Source organism: Pseudomonas sp. GW821-FHT07F01, assembly GCF_059418825.1.
The window spans coordinates 163,464-184,345 of sequence record NZ_JBWKQO010000003.1; the positions used below are offsets into that span (position 1 = coordinate 163,464).

The 20,882-nt window shown below is 65.4% G+C and carries 20 protein-coding genes; 10 read left to right on the forward strand and 10 right to left on the reverse strand.

All coding sequences use genetic code 11. From position 1 onward, the window contains the following. The first annotated feature begins 60 nt into the window (after positions 1 to 60). From hflK (AC07R1_RS11305) to cfaB, 8 genes are all read left to right on the forward strand, one after another. Positions 61 to 2,010, forward strand: a complete 1,950-nt coding sequence (gene hflK, locus AC07R1_RS11305; RefSeq protein ID WP_145713499.1) for a protease modulator HflK — start codon at positions 61 to 63, stop codon at positions 2,008 to 2,010. Continuing rightward, positions 2,007 to 3,047 (forward strand): protease modulator HflC, encoded by a 1,041-nt coding sequence (gene hflC / locus AC07R1_RS11310; RefSeq protein ID WP_011064358.1) that lies wholly within the window; start codon positions 2,007 to 2,009, stop codon positions 3,045 to 3,047. Before hflK (AC07R1_RS11305) ends, hflC begins: the two co-directional genes overlap by 4 nt. Further along, entirely contained in the window at positions 3,044 to 4,102 is a 1,059-nt protein-coding gene (gene hflK, locus AC07R1_RS11315) for a protease modulator HflK (RefSeq protein ID WP_065364990.1), read from the forward strand. Before hflC ends, hflK (AC07R1_RS11315) begins: the two co-directional genes overlap by 4 nt. Further along, on the forward strand, positions 4,099 to 6,003 hold the full coding sequence (locus AC07R1_RS11320) for a cation-translocating P-type ATPase (protein WP_495110527.1): 1,905 nt from the start codon (positions 4,099 to 4,101) through the stop codon (positions 6,001 to 6,003). The genes hflK (AC07R1_RS11315) and AC07R1_RS11320 overlap by 4 nt, the downstream gene beginning before the upstream one ends. A gap of 118 nt (positions 6,004 to 6,121) precedes the next feature. After that, positions 6,122 to 6,373, forward strand: coding sequence for a BufA2 family periplasmic bufferin-type metallophore (gene bufA2 / locus AC07R1_RS11325; protein WP_011064355.1), 252 nt, complete (start codon positions 6,122 to 6,124; stop codon positions 6,371 to 6,373). 65 nt (positions 6,374 to 6,438) lie between these two features. After that, positions 6,439 to 7,284, forward strand: a complete 846-nt coding sequence (bufB, locus tag AC07R1_RS11330; protein WP_125062489.1) for an MNIO family bufferin maturase — start codon at positions 6,439 to 6,441, stop codon at positions 7,282 to 7,284. Beyond that, positions 7,275 to 8,063 (forward strand): HvfC/BufC family peptide modification chaperone, encoded by a 789-nt coding sequence (locus AC07R1_RS11335; RefSeq protein ID WP_495110528.1) that lies wholly within the window; start codon positions 7,275 to 7,277, stop codon positions 8,061 to 8,063. The genes bufB and AC07R1_RS11335 overlap by 10 nt, the downstream gene beginning before the upstream one ends. A gap of 84 nt (positions 8,064 to 8,147) precedes the next feature. Next, a complete protein-coding gene (cfaB, locus tag AC07R1_RS11340) occupies positions 8,148 to 9,335 on the forward strand; it encodes a C17 cyclopropane fatty acid synthase CfaB (RefSeq protein WP_011064352.1) in 1,188 nt (395 codons plus the stop codon). 9 nt (positions 9,336 to 9,344) lie between these two features. On the opposite strand, the gene cls is transcribed toward cfaB, so the two are convergent. Continuing rightward, positions 9,345 to 10,784: a cardiolipin synthase gene (gene cls, locus AC07R1_RS11345; protein WP_495110529.1), complete on the reverse strand. Its 1,440-nt coding sequence runs from the start codon at positions 10,782 to 10,784 to the stop codon at positions 9,345 to 9,347. Between the two features lie 131 nt (positions 10,785 to 10,915). Here cls and AC07R1_RS11350 point away from each other — a divergent pair, with 131 nt between their 5' ends. Continuing rightward, a complete protein-coding gene (locus AC07R1_RS11350) occupies positions 10,916 to 11,440 on the forward strand; it encodes a DUF3617 domain-containing protein (RefSeq protein WP_011064350.1) in 525 nt (174 codons plus the stop codon). 41 nt (positions 11,441 to 11,481) lie between these two features. Here AC07R1_RS11350 and thrS read toward each other — a convergent pair whose 3' ends face one another. From thrS to folE2, 8 genes are read right to left on the reverse strand one after another with little or no spacing between them, the layout of a single operon-like run. After that, positions 11,482 to 13,368, reverse strand: a complete 1,887-nt coding sequence (thrS, locus tag AC07R1_RS11355) for a threonine--tRNA ligase (RefSeq protein WP_495110530.1) — start codon at positions 13,366 to 13,368, stop codon at positions 11,482 to 11,484. A 26-nt stretch (positions 13,369 to 13,394) separates the two neighbouring features. Continuing rightward, entirely contained in the window at positions 13,395 to 14,729 is a 1,335-nt protein-coding gene (locus AC07R1_RS11360; protein ID WP_072451910.1) for a dihydroorotase, read from the reverse strand. Between the two features lie 2 nt (positions 14,730 to 14,731). Continuing rightward, positions 14,732 to 15,292: a gamma carbonic anhydrase family protein gene (locus AC07R1_RS11365; RefSeq protein ID WP_011064347.1), complete on the reverse strand. Its 561-nt coding sequence runs from the start codon at positions 15,290 to 15,292 to the stop codon at positions 14,732 to 14,734. Continuing rightward, positions 15,282 to 15,725, reverse strand: a complete 444-nt coding sequence (gene hisI / locus AC07R1_RS11370; RefSeq protein ID WP_019093405.1) for a phosphoribosyl-AMP cyclohydrolase — start codon at positions 15,723 to 15,725, stop codon at positions 15,282 to 15,284. Before hisI ends, AC07R1_RS11365 begins: the two co-directional genes overlap by 11 nt. Further along, on the reverse strand, positions 15,722 to 16,606 hold the full coding sequence (locus AC07R1_RS11375) for a metal ABC transporter substrate-binding protein (RefSeq protein ID WP_041120483.1): 885 nt from the start codon (positions 16,604 to 16,606) through the stop codon (positions 15,722 to 15,724). The genes hisI and AC07R1_RS11375 overlap by 4 nt, the downstream gene beginning before the upstream one ends. Positions 16,607 to 16,617: 11 nt before the next feature. Next, positions 16,618 to 17,484, reverse strand: coding sequence for a metal ABC transporter permease (locus AC07R1_RS11380; RefSeq protein WP_495110531.1), 867 nt, complete (start codon positions 17,482 to 17,484; stop codon positions 16,618 to 16,620). Beyond that, complete coding sequence (locus AC07R1_RS11385) at positions 17,484 to 18,149, reverse strand: metal ABC transporter ATP-binding protein (RefSeq protein WP_015637547.1); 666 nt, start codon at positions 18,147 to 18,149, stop codon at positions 17,484 to 17,486. Before AC07R1_RS11385 ends, AC07R1_RS11380 begins: the two co-directional genes overlap by 1 nt. Beyond that, positions 18,149 to 19,042 carry a GTP cyclohydrolase FolE2 gene (gene folE2 / locus AC07R1_RS11390; RefSeq protein WP_015637546.1) on the reverse strand — a complete coding sequence of 298 codons (894 nt, stop codon included), beginning with the start codon at positions 19,040 to 19,042 and terminating at the stop codon, positions 18,149 to 18,151. The genes AC07R1_RS11385 and folE2 overlap by 1 nt, the downstream gene beginning before the upstream one ends. A gap of 129 nt (positions 19,043 to 19,171) precedes the next feature. Here folE2 and AC07R1_RS11395 point away from each other — a divergent pair, with 129 nt between their 5' ends. After that, the gene (locus AC07R1_RS11395; protein ID WP_495110532.1) at positions 19,172 to 20,395 is read left to right on the forward strand and encodes an N-acetylmuramoyl-L-alanine amidase; all 1,224 of its coding nucleotides are present in this window, start codon (positions 19,172 to 19,174) and stop codon (positions 20,393 to 20,395) included. Positions 20,396 to 20,504: 109 nt separating this feature from the next. Here AC07R1_RS11395 and AC07R1_RS11400 read toward each other — a convergent pair whose 3' ends face one another. Continuing rightward, entirely contained in the window at positions 20,505 to 20,882 is a 378-nt protein-coding gene (locus AC07R1_RS11400; protein WP_015637544.1) for a hypothetical protein, read from the reverse strand.

The window sequence follows — 20,882 nt, forward strand, 5'->3', positions numbered from 1 at the left end:
TTTCGAATTTCTTCGGCCCGTGGGTTTATCCACAGGGCCGGACCAGAGCGGCGGGGTGGTATGCAAGTCGATCTTGAGACGCAAGGTGGCGAGGTGGCTGCCTTGCCACGGTTTCAGCAGGCGGCGTCCCATGCGGCGCGTTTGCAGCGCTGGGGCGCCGCTTTGCTGGGCCTGGCGGTGCTGGGGCTGGTGGCGGCGGTGTTTGTCGATCTGTTTGCGGCGCTGACCATCTGGCCGGCACTGCTGGTGAACCTTTCGTGTGCCTTGCTGGTGGTGGTGGCCGGGCTGCAATCGGCGTGCTGGGTCAGCCGCTGGCGCGAAGAGGTGATCACCCCGGCGCCGGTTGTCACGCCCGAGGCCGGGGAGGATCGGCAGCCACAGGGCCGGCTGGCGGCTGCCCTGACCCTGCGCGGGCGGCGCCTGTTGCAGCAGATCGGCGCGCCTACCCTGTGGCTTGGTGGCTGGTCGCTGCTGATCCTGTATAGCGTGGTGCAGGTGTTCAACCTGTCGTTGCCCGCCACCGCCCTGGGCCTGAGTGCCAGCGTGGTGGCGGTGCTGGCTCTGCTGCTGGCGTTTGCCCTGCTGGTGCTGGAGCGCCAACTGGCCCAGGAGCACCCAGGGGAATGGCCGGAAGCCGGCGCCCTGGCGCAGCTGCTGCGGGCGGCGATTATCTGTTTGCTGGTGAGCGCCCTGTGCCTGTTGTTCAGCAGCGACACGGCCTTGTGGCCAGTACGGCTGGCGGTGCTGACGGGGCTGCTGCCGGCATTGGTGGCCGGCGAGTTGTTGTTGCGCGCGGTGCTGTCGCTGTTCAGCCCACAGCGCGAACAGCTGGAGCCCCGGCTTCTGGCCCACAGTTTTGTTGCCGACATGCTGCGTTGGCCGCCCCAACCCCTGCTCAGCCTGCAGCATGAATTGCACAACCGTTTTGGCATCGATCTGCGGCAGATCTGGGCCTTCGCCTATATGCGCCGGGCCTTTGTACCGGTATTGCTGGTGGTGTTGGCGGTAGGTTGGCTGTTGACCGGCGTTCATGAACTTTCCATGCAAAATCGCGGTATTTACGAGCGTTTCGGCAAGCCGGTACAGGTCTTTGGCCCGGGCCTGCATCTGGGCCTGCCCTGGCCCCTAGGGCGGGTACTGACGGTGGAAAACGGCGTGGTCCATGAACTGGCCACCAGCGTGGGCGAAAGCTCGCAGCCGTTTCAAGCGGCCCCTGCCGAAGGCCCGGCCCCCGCCATTGCCAACCGCCTGTGGGATGCCAGCCACGTGAATGACAAATCCCAGGTGATCGCCAGCGGCAATGCCCAGCAACAGAGTTTTCAGATCGTCAACATGGACGTGCGCTTCGTCTACCGCATCGGCCTGGGCGACGCTGCGGCGCTGGCCGCCACTTACAACAGCAGCGATGTGCCGACGCTGATCCGCAGCACCGCCAGCCGCGTGCTGGTGCACGACTTTGCCTCGCGTACCCTCGATGGCCTGCTGGGGCAGGACCGCACCGGGCTGGCCGATGACATCGGCAGGGCCGTGCAGGGCGATCTGGACCGGCTCGACAGCGGGGTGGAGATTCTCGCCACGGTAGTCGAGGCCATCCATCCACCGGCTGGCGCGGCCAATGCCTACCACGGTGTGCAAGCGGCGCAGATTGGCGCCCAGGCGCTGATTTCCCGGGAACGTGGAGCGGCTGCCGAGCAGACCAACCAGGCGCAGTTGCAAGCCAGCGTGGCTCGCGACCAGGCCCAGGCCGATGCGCGCGAAGTGCAGGCGGCGGCCCAGGCTGCCGACCTGCGCTTTGCCGCCGAACAGAAAGCCTACGCCAGTGCGGGGCAGGCCTTCGTCCTCGAGCAGTACCTGAGCCAGCTGAGCCAGGGCCTGAGCCAGGCCAAGCTGCTGATTCTTGATCATCGTCTGGGGGGCGACAGCGCGCCGACCCTCGACCTGCGTACGTTCACCTTGCCGGCCGACCCTTCGGCGCCGCGTAAAGCCGCTCAGCCAGGAGCCGTCCATTGAGCCAGTCCTCCCATTCCCACGATCACGCCGGCCACGACCACGGGCACGGCCATCACCACCACCACGGGCATCACCACCATCATCATGGGGCGCCGGCCGAGGCCGGGCCTTTCCCCTGGCGGCGCATGGGCTGGGCCGTGCTACTGGTGCTGTTTGCCGTGGCCGCGGCGAGCCTGGTGCAAGTGCGCTCCGGTGAGGCCACGGTGATCACCCGCTTCGGCAACCCGGCGCGGGTGCTGCTGGAGCCGGGCCTGAACTGGCGCTGGCCGGCACCCTTTGAAGCGGCGATCCCGGTGGACCTGCGCCTGCGCACCACGTCCAGTGGCTTGCAGGATGTGGGCACCCGCGACGGTTTGCGGATTATCGTCCAGGCCTACGTGGCCTGGCGGGTCCAGGGCGACGCGGACAATGTGCAGCGTTTCATGCGGGCGGTGCAGAACCAGCCGGACGAAGCGGCGCGGCAGATCCGCACCTTTGTCGGTTCGGCCCTGGAAACCACCGCCAGCAGCTTCGATCTGGCCAACCTGGTGAACACCGATGCCAGCCAGGTGCGCATTGCCGACTTCGAAGCGCAACTGCGCAAGCAGATCGAACAGCAATTGCTTTCCACTTATGGAGTGCGAGTGGTGCAGGTGGGAGTGGAGCGTCTGACCCTGCCCTCGGTGACCCTGACCGCCACCGTGGACCGCATGCGCGCCGAGCGTGAAACCATCGCCACGGAACGCACCGCCATCGGCAAGCGCGAAGCGGCGCAAATCCGCTCTGGCGCCGAACGCGATGCGCGGATCGTCCAGGCCGATGCCACGGTGAAGGCCGCGGATATCGAGGCGCAATCCCGGGTTGAAGCGGCGCAGATTTATGGCCGCGCCTACGCCAGTTCCCCGCAGCTGTACAACTTGCTGCGTTCACTGGACACCCTGGGTACTGTGGTGACTCCGGGCACCAAGTTGATCCTGCGCACCGACGCGGCGCCTTTCCGGGTGCTGGTGGATGGCCCTCCAAACCTGCCGGGCAAAGCCGCTGGTTCGCAACCATGAATAAGGTTCCACGTGGAACAAATGAGTTGAGCAGCCCGTGGATCCAGGCCGGGCGTCTGGCATTCATCGCCTTGTACGGGGTGACAGTACTGGCGGCGCTGGCCTGGGCCTTCTCCAATGTGCGGCAGATAGACCCGCAGAACCGGGCCATGGTCTTGCACTTTGGCAAATTGGAAAGGGTGCAGAGCGCCGGATTGCTCTTGGCCTGGCCCCAGCCTTTTGAGCAGGTGGTGCTGCTGCCCGCCGCCGACCGGGTACTGGAGCGGCGGGTGGAGGGTTTGCTGCGTTCCGAGGCGGCTCTGGAAGGGGACCGGGTTGCCACCCTGGCCACGCCTTTGAACGACACCCTGGCCGGGTCCGGTTACCTGCTGACTGGCGATGCCGGTGTGGTACAGCTGGACGTGCGGGTGTTCTACAAGGTCAGCGATCCCTACGCCTATGTCCTCCAGGCTGACCACGTGCTGCCGGCCCTGGATCGGTTGGTGACCCGCAGTGCCGTGGCCCTGACCGCCGCCCGTGACCTGGACACCATCCTGGTGGCGCGCCCGGAACTGATCGGCAGCGACAACCAGGCCGCCGAGCGTCGTGAGCGGCTGCGGGGCGATCTGCTGCAAAGCATCAACCAGCGCCTGGCGCAGTTGACCACCAGCGGCCAGGGCATTGGCGTCGAGGCAACGCGGGTGGATGTGCAATCGAGCCTGCCCGGCCCGGCGGTCAGCGCCTTCAACGCGGTGCTCACTGCCAGCCAGCAAGCCGACAAGGCGGTCGCCAACGCCCGCACCGAAGCGGAAAAGCTGACCCAGGGCGCCAACCAGCAGGCGGACCGCAGCCTGCAAGTGGCCCATGCCCAGGCCAGCGAACGGCTGGCCCTGGCCCGGGCCCAGACTGCCACGGTGCAGAGCCTGGCCCAGGCGCAGCGCAACGGCACCGACCCGGAAATGCTGCTGCGTATCTACCGTGAACGCCTGCCGAAGATTCTCGGGCAAGCCGGTTCGGTGACCACGGTCAATCCCCAAGACGATTCACGCCTGATCATTCAGGGAGCCGAACAATGACTGCCACCACCCATGCCGCGCCCCCCGCCAGCATGCTGACCTCGGCCGAGCAACGCAGCGCCGCCCGCCAGTTGACCCTGGCCATGCTCGCCCTGGGGCTTCTGGCCCTTGGCCTGGTCTGGCGCTGGCTGGCCCCAGGGCAGGTGGGCGTCAGCCAGTTGCTGTTGGGTGTCGCCTCGCTGCTGGTGGCGGTGCCGGTGATGCGCTCGGCCTGGTTCAGCCTGCGTTACCCGAGCCTGCACGGCATTACCGACCAACTGATCGCCCTGGCGATGCTCGGCGCCTGGGCCACTGGCGACCTGCTGACCGCGGCCCTGTTGCCGATCATCATGATCTTCGGCCACGTACTGGAAGAGCGCAGCGTGATCGGCTCCCAGGAAGCCATCGACGCCCTGGGCCGCTTGACCCGCAGCCTGGCGCGACAGGTACGGGCCGATGGCAGCGTCGTGGAAGTGGACAACGCCAGCCTCAAGGCCGGCGACCTGGTGGAAGTACGCGCCGGCGATCGGGTGCCCGCCGATGGTGTGGTGGTGTCCGGCCAGGCGAGCCTGGATACCGCGCCGATCACTGGCGAATCGGTCCCCCTGGAAGCGGTTCAGGGCATGCAGATATTTGGCGGCGCAATCAATCTCGATGGGCTGTTGCGTGTGCAGGTCACCCGTACCGGCGAGGAGTCGACCTTGGGCAAGGTGATTGCCCTGATGCAAAGCGCCGAGCGCGCCAAGCCGCCCATCACCCGTTTGCTGGAGCGCTATGCCGGCAGTTACATGGTGCTGGTGTTGCTGTTGGCGGCGGTGACCTGGTTCATCACCAACGATGCCCAAGCCATGCTCGCGGTGCTGGTGGCGGCCTGTCCCTGTGCGTTGGTGCTGTCGGCGCCGGCCACCGCCATCGCCGGGATCGCTGTGGCCGCGCGCCACGGCATCCTGATTCGCAGTTCGGCCTTTCTCGAGGAGCTGGCGGACCTGACCTCCCTGGTCGTGGACAAGACCGGCACCCTGACGTACGGCAGCTTGCGTTTGCAGGCCATCGACAGCCCCCGGGAAGACCAGCGAAGCCTGCTCACTCTGGCCGCCAGCCTCGGCTCGGCCAGCAGCCACCCGGTCAGCCGGGCCCTGGCAGGGCTGGTGCTCCAGGAAGAGCAATGGCCACTGGGGGACATTCATGAACGCCAGGGCCTGGGGGTGGTGGCCCGTACCGAGGAGGGCGAAGCGGCCCTTGGCCGTCCGGAGCTGTTCCGCCAGTTGGGTATCGACACCAGCCCGGTGCCGGGGCACGACGGGCCGATTGCCGGCCTGGCGCTTGATGGCGAATTTCTCGGTTGGCTGTTGCTGGCCGACAGCGTCAAACCCGAGGCCCGGCATGCCCTGGGCGAGTTGCGCGAACTGGGGTTGGGCCGGCAGTTGCTGCTCACCGGCGACCGCCAGAGTGTGGCCGACAGCCTGGCGCTGGAAGTGGGAATCGCCGACGTCGAGGCCCAGGCCCTGCCGCAAGACAAGCTTGAGCGGGTACTGGAGGAGATCGACAAGGGCTTCCGGCCGATGGTGGTCGGCGACGGCATCAACGACTCCCTGGCTCTCAAGGCCGGGGTGGTGGGGGTGGCCATGGGCGCCGGTGGTGCGGACATCGCCCTGGCTTCGGCGGATGTGGTGCTGATCGGCAGCGACCTGCGACGCCTGGGCACCTGCGTGCGCCTGAGCCGTGAATGCCGGCGGACCTTGCAGGTCAACGTGATCATCGGCCTGGGCTGGACCCTGGCCATCGTCGCCTTTGCCGCGTTCGGCTGGCTGGGGGCGGCGGGGGCGATGATCGCTGCGGTGCTGCACAACCTGAGCACCTTGCTGGTGCTGGGCAATGCCGGTCGCCTGCTGCGTTTCCAGGAGCCGCTGTTGAAGCTGTAGACGTCGCCGCGCAGTTTTTTTCATCCCGGCTGTAACGCCCGGATGCTTCCTCTCTCTAGTGCTATGACGGGATTGCACAAGCACCCGCCGATCCCCTGCGACTATTGAGGAAACAAAAATGAACATGAAGAAAACCGCCGCCGGCGCTGCCCTGGCTTTTGCTGCCGCCACTCTGTTTGCCGGTGTCGTGACTCAAGCGTCTGCTGCCGATGCCCAGGTGCACTGCTACGGCGTCAACGCCTGCAAAGGGCAGAACGACTGCAAGACCAAGGACCACGCCTGCAAGGGCATGGGCGCCTGCAAAGGCCAGGGCTTCAAGGCCATGACCCAGGCCGCGTGTGACAAAGCAGGCGGCAAAGTCGGCGAGTAAGCGGCGTTCGAGTGCTGCCGCAGTGGGGTTGGCAACCACTGCGGCCACTTGGCAAGGAGTTGGCGATGTCTGAATTTTCTTCCAGCCTGGGCTATGGCCTGGGTTTGCGCAGTGCCTACTACCAGCAGATTCTCGACGAGGCGCCCAACGTCGACTGGTTTGAAGTGGTGTCCGAGAACTTCATGGTGCAGGGCGGCAAGGCGCTGTATTACCTGGATGCGATTGCCGAGCGCTACCCCATCGTGATGCACGGGGTGTCGCTGTCCATCGGCGGCCCCCATGCCCTGGACCGGGATTACCTGCTGCGGCTCAGGCAACTGGCCAGCCGGGCAAACCCGGCGTGGATCTCCGATCACCTGTGCTGGAGCCGGGGCAACGCCCATCAACTGCACGACCTGCTGCCGCTGCCCTACACCGAGGAGAGCCTGCACTACGTGGCAGGGCGAGTGCGTCAGGTGCAGGACATTCTGGAGCGCCCCCTGGTGCTGGAGAACGTCTCCAGTTATGTGCGGGCGGCGGCCGACGAGTTCAGCGAGTGGGAATTTCTCGCCGCCTTGAGCCAGCTCAGCGGCTGCGAACTGCTGCTGGATGTGAACAACGTCTACGTCAGCTCGCGCAACCATGGTTTCGATCCCTGGCACTTCATCCAGGCGCTGCCGGCGCAGCGCGTGCGGCAACTGCATCTGGCCGGGCACCAGGATTATGGCGACTACGTGATCGACACCCACGACCACCCGGTCTGCGATCCCGTGTGGGCGCTGTATCAACGCACCCTTGAACACCTGGGGCCGGTGGCCACCCTGCTGGAGCGCGATGATCATTTTCCGCCCCTGGAAGAACTGCTCAGCGAACTGCACAAGGCCCGAGATCTCGGGCAACAGACCCTGGCCGGGAGGCAGCAATGCGCCTGAACGACTGGCAACTGGCTTTTGAAGCCTATCTGTTGGGTGAACAGGCCCAGGCCCGCGCCGTCCTGCAAGACAGCCTGATCGGTGGCCCGACCCTGGATGTCGAGACCGGCCTGGCGATCTATCACAACGCCTACATGGCCCGGTTGCAGGAGGTCATGGGCAGCGACTTCCCGGCCATCCGGCACTGGTTGGGGGATGCAGAATTCCAGGCCCTGACGCAGGCCTATATTCGCCAGTGCCCGTCCCGGCATTTCAGCCTGCGCTGGCTGGGGCAGGGCTTTGCCGAATTCATCCTGGGCCATCTGGTGCCGGAGCAGGGCGCCCCCCTGGCGGAACTGGCGCGTCTGGAGTGGGCCTTCACCCTGGCCTTCGACGCAGCCGAAGCCCAGGTGCTGACGGTGGCCGCCATGGCCGGGCTGGATGTCGAGCAATGGCCGCAGCTGCAACTGCGCCTGGCGCCCTGTGTGCAATGGCTCGACTGCCGCTACAACAGCGTGGCCCAGTGGCGCGCGGTCAAGGAGCAGGCGGATTTCCCCCGCAGTGCTTTACTCGATCAGCAGCAGCTGTGCCTGGTCTGGCGAGCGGACCGGGTCTGCCGTTATCGCAGCCTGCCAGCCGAAGAGGCCACAGTGCTGCGGGGCATGATCGAGCAACGGTGGAATTTTGCGGAACTCTGCGCCGGGCTGGCCGTCACTTATGCCGAGGGGGCCCCGCTGCAGGCGGTTACCTGGTTGAAACAGTGGGTCGAAGATGGCCTGGTGATGCGCAGCGAATCATAGAAAACCACTATCAAATCGATAGCCTGCTATTTTCTAGGATGGTCTACCCTCATTTCAGACGTCTGAAACAAGGGGGGATTTTCCATGCTCGCGCAACTTCCACCGGCCTTACAGAATCTGCATTTGCCTTTACGCCTGCGGCTCTGGGACGGCCATGAATTCAATCTGGGGCCGGAGCCCAACGTCACGATCGTGGTCAAGGACCCGCAATTGGTGGCGCAGCTGACTCACCCTAGCCTGGACGCCTTGGGGGGCGCCTTTGTCGAGGGCAAACTGGAACTGGAAGGTTCCATCAGCGAAGTCATCCGGGTCTGCGACGAACTGAGCCAGGCCTTGCTCGACGATGACGACGGCAACCAGCCGGTGCGCTCGCTGCACGACAAGGCGACCGACGCTGCCGCGATTTCCTATCACTACGACCTTTCCAACGCCTTCTACCAACTGTGGCTCGACAGCGACATGGCCTATTCCTGCGCCTATTTCGAGACCGGAAGCGAGTCTCTGGAACAGGCCCAGCAAGCCAAATTCCGCCATCTGTGCCGCAAGCTGCGCCTGCAACCGGGGGACTACCTGCTGGATGTCGGGTGCGGCTGGGGCGGGCTGGCCCGCTACGCCGCCCGTGAGTTCGGCGCCAAGGTGTTCGGCATCACCTTGAGCAAGGAACAGCTGGCCCTGGCCCGCGAGCGAGTGACCGCCGAAGGCCTGGACGACCTGGTGGACCTGCAACTGCTGGATTACCGCGACCTGCCCCAGGATGGCCGCTTCGACAAGGTGGTCAGTGTCGGCATGTTCGAGCACGTCGGCCACGCCAACTTGCCGGAGTACTGCCAGACCCTGTTCAGGGCCGTGCGCGAGGGCGGGTTGGTGATGAACCACGGCATCACCGCCAAGCACACCGACGGCCGCCCGGTGGGCCGCGGGGCCGGGGACTTCATCGAGCGCTATGTGTTTCCCAATGGCGAGCTTCCGCACCTGGCAATGATCTCGGCGTTCATCAGCGAGGCGGGGCTGGAAATTGTCGATGTCGAGAGCCTGCGCATGCATTACGCGCGGACACTGGATCACTGGAGCGAACGCCTGGAAGACAATCTGGAAGCCGCCGCCAGGCAGGTTCCGGAGCAGGCGCTACGGATCTGGCGGCTGTACCTGGCGGGCTGCGCCTATGCCTTTGCCAAGGGCTGGATCAACCTGCACCAGATCCTTGCGGTCAAGCCCCATGCCGATGGCAGCCATGAACTGCCCTGGACCCGGGATGACCTCTATCATCCATAAGCCTGGCCCTTAAAGGATCGGAGAAATCAGCCGCGCGACCCGCATGCCCAGTTGTTGCAGGCGGTGGGTCTGGCGGCTTTCTTCCTTGGCGATTTCCCGGGCCTTGGCGAAGTCGGCTTCCAGCATGTGTTCCACTTCGGTGGCGAAGTCGTCGTCCACCGTCAGCAGCATCACTTCGAAATTCAGGCGGAACGAACGGTTGTCCAGGTTGGCGCTGCCAATGGCGCTGATTTCGTTGTCGATCAGCACCACCTTCTGGTGCAGGAACCCCGGCTGATAGCGGAATACCCGCACCCCGGCGCGCACCGCTTCGAAGGCGTACAGGCTGGAGGCGGCATAGACGATGCGGTGGTCCGGGCGGGCGGGCAGCAGGATGCGCACATCCACGTCCCGCAGCACCGCCAGGCGCAGGGCAGCGAACACCGCCTCATCGGGAATGAAGTACGGGCTGGTGATCCACACCCGCTCGGTGGCCGCGTGGATGGCCTCGACAAAGAACAGCGAGCAGGTTTCGTAGGCATCGGCCGGGCCGCTGGCCAGCAATTGGCAGAGCACACCGTCGTCCGGGTAGGTGTCCGGGAGGATCAGCGGCGGCAGTTCCCGGGCGGCCCAGAACCAGTCTTCGGCAAAGGACTCCTGCAGGCAGGCCACCACCGGGCCGCTGACCTGCACGTGGGTATCGCGCCAGGGCGCCAGGGGCGGCTTCTTGCCCAGGTATTCGTCGCCGACATTATGCCCGCCGACGAACCCCAGCATGCCGTCCACCACCACGATCTTGCGGTGATTGCGGAAGTTCACCTGGAAGCGGTTGAGCCAGCCACTGCGGTTGGCGAAGGCGTGCACCTGGACCCCGGCGTCGCGCAGGGTCTGTACGTAGCTGGCGGGCAGGGAGTGGCTGCCGATGCGGTCGTAGAGCAGGTGGATCGACACACCCTCGGCGGCCTTTTCCAGCAGCAGGCGTTGCAGGCGCCGGCCCAGGTCATCGTCGTGGATGATGAAGAACTGGATCAGCACCGCCTTGTGGGAGCGGCGGATGGCGTTGAAGATCGCTTCGAAGGTGGCGTCGCCGTTGACCAGCAGGCGCACCTGATTGTTGGCCAGGCACGGCATGCGCCCCAGCTTGGGCATGGCCCGCAGCGAGGCGTAGGCCTTGGAGGCGCGGGCGGTGAGGGCTTCTTCCACCCAGGGACGCCAGTTCAGCTCATTGATGGCCTTGTGCATTTCCACGTTGGCCTGACGCCGGGCCTGGATGTAGGCGTCGAAGGTACTGCGACCAAACACCAGGTAGGGAATCAGGGTCAGGTAGGGCATGAACAGCAGCGACAGGGCCCAGGCGATGGCGCCCTGGGCGGTCCTGACGGTGAGTACCGCGTGGATCGCGGCGATCAACCCGAGAAAATGCAGCAGTGCGATGAGATAGCCGAAGATGTGCGGGCCAAAATAATCCATGGGGCAGCCTTGCTCCTGAAGATTCAATGCCTAACAGACCATGTTCCACGGTGAATGTCGCTATTTTATTCTGCATGCAACACCGTGCCCCGGCTGAAGTCTAACGGCCACTATTGTCTAGGAGTCATTCGATGAAACTTCGTTTACTGGGTTGGGCCTTGGCGGCGGGGTTGGCGCTTCCGGTGGTGGCGCAGGCGCAGATGCTGCAGCCGGGGTTGTGGGAGCTGACCAGCAGCAACATGAAGATCGACGACCAGAACATGCCGGACCTGTCGCTGATTCTCGGCCAGTTGCAGCAGCAGATGACCCCGCAACAGCGGGCGATGCTGGAGAAACAGGGTGTGACCATGGGCGGCAAGGGGATTCGGGTGTGCCTGACACCGGCCCAGGTGCAGTCGGACACCATCCCGCTGCAGGACCCGCAGTCGGGTTGCCAGCAGCAGGTGACCGAACGCAGTGGCAATCAATGGAAGTTCCGCTTCAGTTGCCCCAAGGCCCAGGGCAATGGAGTGGCCACGTTCATCAGCGATCGTGAGTTCACCACCAACGTGGCCGGCACCTTCAACGCCACCGGCCTGCAGCAGAAGGGCAGCATGGACACCCGAGCCGTGTGGCTGGGCCAGGACTGCGGCACGGTCAAACCCCGCGCCTCCTGACTTTTGGCTGACGCTGACGCTGCCCGTGCCCCGGGCAGCGCCTAGCGCATCCGGGCCAGGGCCTGCTCCAGGCTCAGGCGGCCCAGGTCTTCGCCATTTCGGCTGCGCAGGCTGACGTAGCCTCCGTCCTTTTCCTTTTCCCCGACCACCAGCAGGTAAGGCACTTTCTGCAGGCTGTGTTCGCGAATCTTGTAGCCGATCTTTTCGTTGCGCAGGTCGGCGCTGGTCCGCAGCCCGTGACGGCGCAAGCTGTCGCTGATGGCCCGGGCGTAGTCGGCCTGGGCTTCGCTGATGTTCAGCACCACCGCTTGTTGCGGTGCCAGCCACAGGGGCAGGGCGCCGCCATGGTGTTCCAGGAGAATGCCGATGAAGCGTTCCAGGGAACCAAACAGCGCCCGGTGCAGCATCACCGGCTGGCAGCGTTCGCCGCGCTCGTCGATGTAGCTGATGGCGAAGCGCTCGGGCAGGTTGAGGTCCACCTGCAGGGTGCCGCACTGCCAGTCGCGACCGATGGCGTCGCGCAGCACGAACTCCAGCTTGGGGCCGTAGAAGGCACCTTCCCCGGGGTTGATCCGGTAGTCGATGTGCATGCTCTGCAAGGCACCGACCAGGGCCTCTTCCAGCTGGTCCCAGACCTCATCGCTGCCGATGCGGTGGTCGGGGCGGGTCGAGAGCTTCACCGCCACCTGGTCGAAACCGAACTCCTTGTAGATGTCGAATACCAGGGCAATGGTGGCGGCGCATTCGCTTTGCATCTGTTGCGGGGTGCAGAAGATGTGGGCGTCGTCCTGGGTGAAATGGCGCACTCGCAACAGGCCGTGCAGGGCCCCTGAAGGTTCGTAGCGGTGGACTTTGCCGAACTCGGCGATGCGCAGTGGCAGGTCGCGGTAACTCTTGCGGCCATGACCGAAGATCGCCACCGCGCCGGGGCAGTTCATCGGCTTGAGGGCGAAGGTGCGCTGGTCTTGCGTGGTGGTGAACATGTGGTCGCGGTAGTTCTGCCAGTGCCCGGAGGTTTCCCAGAGGCCGCGGTCCATCACGTCGGGGGTGTTCACTTCCTGGTAGCCGGCCTGTTCCTGGCGCCTGCGCATGTAGCCGATCAGTTCCTGGAACAGGGTCCAGCCCTTGGCGTGCCAGAACACCGAGCCCGGCGCGCAGTCGTCGAAATGGAACAGATCCAGCTGCTGGCCGAGCTTGCGGTGGTCGCGCTGTTGCGCCTGTTCCAGGCGCAACAGGTAGGCCTCCAGTTCCGGGCGGGTGCCCCAGCAGGTGCCATAGATCCGCTGCAGCGGTGCGTTGCGGGCGTCGCCACGCCAGTAGGCACCGGCCACCTTGGTCAGCTTGAAGGCGCGCAGTTGGCCAGTGGAACGCAGGTGTGGCCCACGGCACAAATCTTCGAAATCCCCCTGACGGTACAGCGAAAGCACGGCATCTGGCGGCAAGTCGCGGATCAGCTCGACCTTGTAGTGCTCGCCCTGGTCGGCGAAATGCTGCAGGGCCTGCTCCCGGGACAATTCCCGGCGGCGCACCGAATGATTGGTGGCGGCCAGGCTATGCATGCGCGCCTCGATCAGTTCCAGGTCCTCTGGGGTGAAGGGGCGCTCGTGGGCGAAGTCGTAGAAGAAGCCATCCTCGATCACCGGGCCGATGGCCACCTGCGCCGAGGGGAACAGCTGTTTCACCGCCATCGCCAGCAGGTGCGCGCAGGAGTGGCGCAGTACTTCCAGGCCCTCGGGGTCGCGGGCGGTGACGATGCTCAAGCGTGCGTCGCTGTGCAACAGGTAGTCACAGTCCACCAGTTGGCCGTTCACTCGCCCGGCCACGGCGGCCTTGGCCAGGCCGCTGCCGATGCTGGCGGCCACCTCGAAAACGGACAACGGCTGGTCGTACTCACGGCACGCGCCATCAGGCAGGGTGATGCGGATCATCTTCGGTGGTCCTTGGTGTCGGGCTATTAACGGGTGAAGCGCAGGGGCAGGCCCTGACAGTCGTCGTACAGGCGGCCCTGGTGCCAGGCGAGCTGGCCCGACACCAGGGTGCTGCTGACGCTGTGGCGAAAGCGCTGGCCGGCAAAGGGCGTCCAGCCGCAGTGGGCGAGAATCGGCTGGCTGTCCACGGCCAGGCCTGTGGGCTCGGCGCGGACCAACACCAGGTCGGCCCAGTAGCCTTCGCGCAGGTAGCCGCGATCGGGAATGGCGAACAGGTCGGCGACTCGGTGGCTGGTTTTTTCCACCAGGGTGGCCAGGGGCAGCACCCGGTCGGCCACCAGTTCCAGCAGCGCTGGCAATGCATGCTGCACCAGCGGCAGGCCGGAGGGCGCGCGGCTGTAAGGCAGCTGTTTCTGCTCCCAGGTATGGGGCGCGTGGTCGGTGCCGATGACATCCAGGCGCTGGCTGTTCAGGGCCTGGCGCAGGGCATCGCGATCGGCCTGGGTCTTGATCGCCGGGTTGCATTTGATCAGGTGGCCGAGGCGCGGGTAGTCGCGGTCATCGAACAGCAGGTGATGCACGCAGACCTCGGCGGTGATGCGCTTTTGCGCCAGGGGCCGGTCCTCGAACAGCGCCAGCTCCCGGGCACTGGTCAGGTGCAGTACGTGCAGGCGAGTGCCGTGTTTCTTCGCCAGCTCCACCGCCAGGGATGAGGAGCGAAAGCAGGCCTCGGCATCGCGGATGTGCGGGTGGGCGGCGGCGGGAATCTGCTCGCCATAGAGTTGCAGCCAGCGCTGTTGCCGGGCCTGGATGCTGGGGGTGTGTTCGCAGTGGGCCAGGAGCAGGGTCGGCACCTGGCGGAACAGCCGGTCCAGCACCTCGGGATCGTCCACCAGCATGTTGCCGGTGGAGGCCCCCATGAACACCTTGACCCCGGCCACCTCCGTGGGGTCCAGGGCGGCGACGAGGTCGAGGTTGTCGTTGCTGACCCCGAAGTGAAAGCCATAGTTGGCCACCGAAACGCTCGCTGCGCGGCGCTTCTTGTCGTTCAGGGCGGCAAGATCCAGGGTCGCCGGCGAGGTGTTGGGCATGTCCATGAAGCTGGTGATGCCACCGGCCACCGCGGCCCGCGACTCGCTGTACAGGCTGCCCTTGTCCGGCGCGCCGGGGTCGCGAAAGTGCACCTGGTCGTCGATCATGCCCGGCAGCAGCCACTGGCCGCGGGCGTCGATTTCGATCTCGGCGCTGAGGTGGTCCAGGCTGCCGATGGTGTCGATGCGCCCGTGCGCCACCAGCACGTCGGCGTCGAATTCGCGCCCTTCGTTCACCAGGCGGGCGTTGCGGATGAGGATTCGGCTCATGCTCAAAACTCGTTCTGCAGGGCCTTGTAGCCACGCACCAGGTCGACGTTGGTGCGCGCCACGTCTTCGGAAAACTCCGAAGCGCTGACACTCACGGGAGGGAACTGCGCCAGGTCGGTCTTGGGCCCGATGCGGGTGGTGGAGGGCACGTAGAAACCCGGCGGCAGGTCACGGCCATCCACCACGGAGTTGTGTCGAACCACGCTGCCGTCGCCCACTTCGCAGTTGAACAGCACGCTGTTGAAACCGATGAACACTCTGTCGCCGACCACGCAGGGGCCATGGACGATGGAGCGGTGGGCGATGGAAGTGTGCTGGCCGATGGTCACCGCCGCGCCGGATTTGGAGTGGATCACCACGCCATCCTGGATGTTCGAGTTGGCGCCGATGGTGATGGCTTGCATCTGGCCGCTGGCGTCCACTTCGTCGGCGCGGATCACCGCGTACGGGCCGACGAAGACGTTGTCGCCGATCACCACCTTGCCGCAGATGATGGCCGTCTTGTCGACGTAGGCGGATTCGGCGATCACGGGCAGATCGCCGGAGGGGTTTTTACGAATCATGGCGCGAGTCCTTCAAGGGGGAACTGATGACTTCCACCGCGCCATCGCGAATGGCGTTGTAGAAACAGTTGGGGCGCCCGGTGTGGCAGGCCGGTCCTTGCTGATCCACTAGCAGCAGCACGGCATCGCCGTCGCAGTCCAGGCGCGCTTCGATCAGGCGCTGGCGATGCCCGGAGCTTTCGCCCTTGCGCCACAGGCACCGACGCGAGCGCGACCAGTAGCAGGCCTGGCCGCTGGCCAGGGTTTCGCCCAGGGCCTGGCGGTTCATCCAGGCCAGCATCAGCACCTCGCCGCTGTCGTGCTGCTGGGCAATGGCGGCGATCAGGCCGTCGCTGTTCCAGGGCAGGGCGTCGAGCACCGCGGTCAAGGCCCAGCGGCTGCCCTGGGGCGCGGCTTCCAGATCCAGCAGCGACAGCGGTGGGCGGCGGATCATGGTCGGCTCAGGGCCTCGTACAGGGTGTCGAGGTTGTATTCGAACAGGCCGGTGAAGGTACTGGCCGGACCGCTGGCCGAGAGCGCATCGGAGTACAGGGTGCCGCCGATATGGGCGCCGCTTTCGTCGGCGATCTGCTTGAGCAGGCGGGCGTCCTTGATGTTCTCCATGAACACTGCCTTGACCTTGGCGTTGCGGATCTGGGTAATCAGTGCAGCCACTTCGGCGGCTGAAGGTTCACGCTCGGTGGACAGGCCCTGGGGTGCCATGAAGTCGATACCGTAGGCCTGGCCCAGGTAGCCGAAGGCGTCGTGGGAGGTGACGATCTTGCGGTTGCCCGGGGGCAGGGAACCGAGCTTGGCCTTGGCCTCGGCCAGCAGGCGATAGATCTGTTTCAGGTAGGCCTGGCTGTTGCGCTGGTAGTCGGCCTGGTGGGCCGGGTCGGCAGCGATCAGCGCCTTGGTGATGTTGCTCACATAGAGCTCGCTGTTGGCCAGGTTGTGCCAGGCATGAGGGTCGGGAACGCTTTCGCCGTCTTCCTCCAGGGTGCGTGGAATAACCCCGCGGCTGGCAGTGACGACCTGGGCCTGGGTGGCGGTGCTGGCCACCAGGCGGTCCAGCCAGGGTTCGAAACCCAGGCCATTCTTGATGATCAGCCGGGCCTTGAGCAGGGCCTTGGCGTCATCCGGGCTCGGCTCGTAGGTGTGGGCATCCTCGTCGGCACCCACCAGGTTGGTGATGTGCACATGCTCACCGCCGACCTGGCGGGTCATGTCGGCGAGGATGCTGAAGCTGGTGACCACCGCCAGCTTGTCCGCCGCCTGGGCAGTAGGCAGCGACAAGGGCAACAGCAGGCTGAACAGCACGAGTAGAGCGCGCATCGGGAAACACCTCATGGGGATGTGAGCAAAGGTGGGCGGTGCAGCAAGCTGTGCACCGGGCCGAACACCACGGACAGCAGGTACAGGCCGCCGGCCACCAGCACGATGGCCGGGCCGCTGGGCAGCGAGTAGTGGAACGACAGCAGCAGGCCGAGCCACACCGAGAGGCAGCCAAACAGCGCGGCGATGCCGATCAGGGCGGGCAGGCGTCGGCTCCAGAAACGCGAGGCGGCGGCCGGCAGCATCATCAGGCCCACCACCATCAGCGCGCCGATGGCCTGGAAACCTATCACCAGGTTGAGCACCACCAGGGTCAGGAACAGGCCGTGGGCCAGGGGGCCGAGGCGGCTGACGCTGTGCAGGAACAGCGGGTCGAGGGTGTCCAGCAGCAGGGCTTTGTAGATCAGCGCCATGGCCAGCAGGCTGAAGAGCGAGACCAGCAGCATGCCGTTCAGGGTCGGGCCATCCACCGCCAGGGCCGAGCCGAACAGCAGGTGCAAGAGGTCCAGGCGCTTGCCCGCCAGCCCGAGGATCAGCACGCCGCTGGCCAGGGAAATGGGGTAGATGGCGGCGATGCTGGCGTCTTCCCGCAGGCCGGTGCGCCGGGTGATCCAGGCGGCCAGCCCGGCCATGCCCAACCCGGCACCGAGGCCGCCCAGGGTCAGCGCCGGCAGGCTGAGACCGGCGAACCAGAAGCCCAGGGCGGCGCCCGGGAGAATGCCGTGGGCCACGGCGTCACCGATCAGGCTCATGCGCCGCAGGATCAGGAACACCCCCAGGGGCGCGGTGCTGCAGGCCAGCAGCAGGCCGCCGAGCAGGGCCCGGCGCATGAACAGGAATTCGCTGAACGGCTGCCAGAAATGTGCGGCGAAGTGCATCAAGCCACCTGCGCGCAGGATTGTGGGGCGATCAGCTCCAGGCTGGGGCCGAATACGCAGCCACTGCTTTTTACCAGCAGGGTCTGGGGGATGTGCTGGCGCACGGCGGCCAGGTCATGGCAGACCACCACCAGGGTCCGGCCCTGAGCGTGCCAGTTGTACAAGTGACGCCAGAGCAGGGCCTGGCCGGTTTCGTCGAGGGCGGCGTGGGGCTCGTCCAACAGCAGCAAGGGGGCTTCGGTCAGGCTCAATCGGGCGAGCAGGGCGCGTTGCAATTCACCACCGGAAAGGGCCATCAACGGGCGCTTTTCCAGGCCGCTCAGGCACCAGTCTTCGAGGACCGTGCGCAGCTTTTCTGCCCTGACCCTGGCCGGTTCACGCTTGCCCCAGAAGCCGCCGGCCACCAGTTCTTCCAGGCTGATGGGGAACTGTCGATCCAGGTGTTGTTGCTGTGGCAAGAAGGACAAGCCGCCTCGGGCAGTGCCGAGGTGGATCTTGCCCGCGAGTGGTTTCTGCAGCCCGGCGATGACTTTCAACAAGCTGCTCTTGCCCGACCCGTTGGCGCCAATGATCGCGCTCAGGCTGGCCCTGGGTAGGTGCAGATCCAGGGCTGGAGTCAGGGGTTGCCCCGGAGCGCCCCAACGCAGGTGTTCGCAGCGGATCATCAGGCCTCCCAGTTCCAGCGGCTTTCGGCCACGGCGTCATGGGCATGCAGGCTTTCGGCGTGCACGACCCGCAATTGAAAGGCGTTGATTCCGGGGGAACGTCGCAGGGCCAGGTTCAAGCGGCGGGCGGCGTCTTCGCAAAACATCAGGTTCTGCCCGTTGGCCAGGGCGAAGGCCTGCTCGTCGGCACGCTTGACCGCGGTTTGCACGGCGGTGCCCAGGGCGTTTTCCGCATCGTTGATCAGGGCAATCAACGGCAGTTCGTCGATGAAATCATCCAGGCGCAGATGCAATGCCGCGTTGCTGCGCTGGCTATGGGGCGTCGCGACGATGCCCTGGGGCGAGCCCAGCCAGGCCAGGACGTCGGCGTGTTGCAACGGCCGGTTGGCAAAATCTTCGATGAACTGCTGCTGGATCAACTGCCGCGCCAGCGCCGCCGAACAGGGGCAAGTGGAGGAATAAGGCACGTCGATTTTTAGTTCCACGTGGAACATCGCGTTTTTCAGCCGCGCTTCGATACTCAGCGGGTAGCTTTTCCAGCCGGCCAACGGGCTGACCAAGGCCGGGCGTTTCAACAGTAGATCCAACTGAATACGCAGGTAGGCGCTGTGGGCCAGGCCTTCATGGCTATCGAGAAAACGCTGCAAGATCCGCCGGAGCAGAGCGGGGGTGAGGTTCTCCTGTTCCAGCATTTCCAGGGCCAGATACAAGCGTGACATGTGAATGCCCCGGGCCTCGCCATCGTCGAGGCTGACACCGGCATCGGCCTTGGCTGCGCTTGGCTGGTTGTTGATCACTACAGGTAAGGCAATGCCGCACATGCCCACCCATTCCAGGGGCAAGGCTTGGCGTGAGGCCTGCGCGGCGATATCCGGCAGAGTCAGCGCGTTCATGAACAGGTCCGTCGTGGGAAGTGATTTCACATGTTATATTATAACAATACGTTCGATGGGAAATTTTTCCTCGATGGTTGTTCATCTTGTCTTGTGAGTAGGGACGCTCCTTTTTTCGCGGTATTTGCCATGCACAGACGTCAATTGCTCAACCTGCTGTTGGCCGGTACGGCCCTGATGTTTCCCTGGAGTGTCCGCGCCGCGCAGATCCGCAACGCACGATTGTGGAAGGACGCAGAAAAGTTGCGGCTGGTGCTCGATCTGAGCGGCCCGGTGCAATACAAGACCTTCAGCTTGAGTGCCCCGGAGCGCTTGATCATCGACTTGAACGGCGCGCGCCTGAGCGGTGATTTCAGCCAGCTGTCCCTGGCCAACACGGTGATCCGCGCCATTCGTTCCGGGCACTTCGGCCAGGGCGATACGCGGATCGTCCTCGACCTGCGCGAGCCGGTGCAGCTCCACAGTTTTCTCCTGCCGCCCCAGGATGGCCAGGGCCATCGGCTGGTGCTGGATCTGTCCAAGGCAACCAGGCTGCCCCTGCCGATCGCTGCGGCCGCCGCGCCGCTGGCCAAGCCCGAGGCCACGACAGGCAAGCCCCATCCCAAGCGCGACATCATCGTGGTAGTAGACCCCGGCCATGGCGGCAAGGACCCGGGCGCCGTGGGGGCCAGGGGGGAACGGGAGAAGGATGTGGTGCTGGCCATCGCCCGCCTGCTGGCCAAGCGGCTCAAGCGCGAGAAGGGTTTCGACGTGAAGCTGGTGCGCAACGATGATTTTTTCGTGCCGCTGCGCAAACGCGTGGAGATTGCCCGCAAGCACCAGGCCGACATGTTCATCTCGGTGCATGCCGATGCCGCGCCGCGGCTGACCGCATCCGGCGCATCGGTGTACGCCCTGTCCGAAGGTGGCGCCACCTCGGCCACCGCGCGCTTGATGGCCCAGCGGGAAAACGGCGCCGACCTGCTGGGGGCTACGACGCTGCTCAACCTCAAGGACAAGGATCCGATGCTGGCGGGGGTGATTGTCGACATGTCGATGAACGCCACCATCGCCGCCAGCCTGCAATTGGGCGGGACTGTGCTGCAGAGCCTGTCGGGCATTACCACCCTGCATCAGAAGCGTGTGGAACAGGCCGGTTTTGCGGTGCTCAAGTCACCGGACGTGCCGTCGATCCTGGTGGAAACCGGCTTCATCTCCAACAGCCGCGACAGCCAGCGCCTGGTCACCGCGCGCCACCAGCAGGCGATTGCCGATGGCCTGTTCAACGGCCTGCAGCGCTACTTCGAGAAAAACCCACCGGTTAACAGCTACATGGCCTGGCTCCAGGAAACCAAGAACAACCGCCCCGCCTGAACGCCGACCTGCAGGAGCCGGCTTGCCGGCGAAGAGGCCGGTGAGTGTTGTGGCTGAGGATGTCTTCGCTGGCAAGCCAGCTCCTACGCAGGCGGTACGGGAAAGGGAGCTAGCAGCCGCTGATGCGGCTGCAGGTGAACTGCCCGCGGCTGCCGCCGGAGCTGGAAAAGCGGTTGCGTGTGGTCCAGCCCACGCGCTGGCTGTAGCCCACCCAGGCCTCGCCGTCGGAGGCCAGGCCGGTGAAGAACGTCAGCTGCCCGTAGCGGCTGTTGGTCTGCGCCCAATAGCGCTTGCCGATCACCTCGAAGCCGCGCAGGTAGGTGGTGCTGCCGGCCGTGGCGACGCTGTAGGCGTTGCCCAGCGGGTCGACGCAGGCCAGCAGGGTGGCGCTGCGGGTGCAGGTGGCCAGGGTACTGGGCACCGCCGCGCTGGCGTGACCAGCCAGCAGCAACAGGCCTGAAAGCAGGGTGGGCAGGACAGGGCGCAT

Excerpts from the sequence above, each read along its gene's own strand:
- AC07R1_RS11350 (WP_011064350.1), top strand. The coding sequence starts at position 10,916 with ATGAAACTTCGTTTACTGGGTTGGGCCTTGGCGGCGGGGTTGGCGCTT.
- AC07R1_RS11335 (WP_495110528.1), top strand. The coding sequence starts at position 7,275 with ATGCGCCTGAACGACTGGCAACTGGCTTTTGAAGCCTATCTGTTGGGT.
- hflK (WP_065364990.1), top strand. The coding sequence starts at position 3,044 with ATGAATAAGGTTCCACGTGGAACAAATGAGTTGAGCAGCCCGTGGATC.
- folE2 (WP_015637546.1), bottom strand. The coding sequence starts at position 19,042 with ATGAACGCGCTGACTCTGCCGGATATCGCCGCGCAGGCCTCACGCCAA.
- AC07R1_RS11320 (WP_495110527.1), top strand. The coding sequence starts at position 4,099 with ATGACTGCCACCACCCATGCCGCGCCCCCCGCCAGCATGCTGACCTCG.
- hisI (WP_019093405.1), bottom strand. The coding sequence starts at position 15,725 with ATGATCCGCCGCCCACCGCTGTCGCTGCTGGATCTGGAAGCCGCGCCC.
- bufB (WP_125062489.1), top strand. The coding sequence starts at position 6,439 with ATGTCTGAATTTTCTTCCAGCCTGGGCTATGGCCTGGGTTTGCGCAGT.
- bufA2 (WP_011064355.1), top strand. The coding sequence starts at position 6,122 with ATGAACATGAAGAAAACCGCCGCCGGCGCTGCCCTGGCTTTTGCTGCC.
- cls (WP_495110529.1), bottom strand. The coding sequence starts at position 10,784 with ATGGATTATTTTGGCCCGCACATCTTCGGCTATCTCATCGCACTGCTG.
- cfaB (WP_011064352.1), top strand. The coding sequence starts at position 8,148 with ATGCTCGCGCAACTTCCACCGGCCTTACAGAATCTGCATTTGCCTTTA.
- hflK (WP_145713499.1), top strand. The coding sequence starts at position 61 with ATGCAAGTCGATCTTGAGACGCAAGGTGGCGAGGTGGCTGCCTTGCCA.
- AC07R1_RS11375 (WP_041120483.1), bottom strand. The coding sequence starts at position 16,606 with ATGCGCGCTCTACTCGTGCTGTTCAGCCTGCTGTTGCCCTTGTCGCTG.
- AC07R1_RS11365 (WP_011064347.1), bottom strand. The coding sequence starts at position 15,292 with ATGATTCGTAAAAACCCCTCCGGCGATCTGCCCGTGATCGCCGAATCC.
- AC07R1_RS11400 (WP_015637544.1), bottom strand. The coding sequence starts at position 20,882 with ATGCGCCCTGTCCTGCCCACCCTGCTTTCAGGCCTGTTGCTGCTGGCT.
- AC07R1_RS11385 (WP_015637547.1), bottom strand. The coding sequence starts at position 18,149 with ATGATCCGCTGCGAACACCTGCGTTGGGGCGCTCCGGGGCAACCCCTG.
- AC07R1_RS11395 (WP_495110532.1), top strand. The coding sequence starts at position 19,172 with ATGCACAGACGTCAATTGCTCAACCTGCTGTTGGCCGGTACGGCCCTG.
- AC07R1_RS11360 (WP_072451910.1), bottom strand. The coding sequence starts at position 14,729 with ATGAGCCGAATCCTCATCCGCAACGCCCGCCTGGTGAACGAAGGGCGC.
- thrS (WP_495110530.1), bottom strand. The coding sequence starts at position 13,368 with ATGATCCGCATCACCCTGCCTGATGGCGCGTGCCGTGAGTACGACCAG.
- AC07R1_RS11380 (WP_495110531.1), bottom strand. The coding sequence starts at position 17,484 with ATGCACTTCGCCGCACATTTCTGGCAGCCGTTCAGCGAATTCCTGTTC.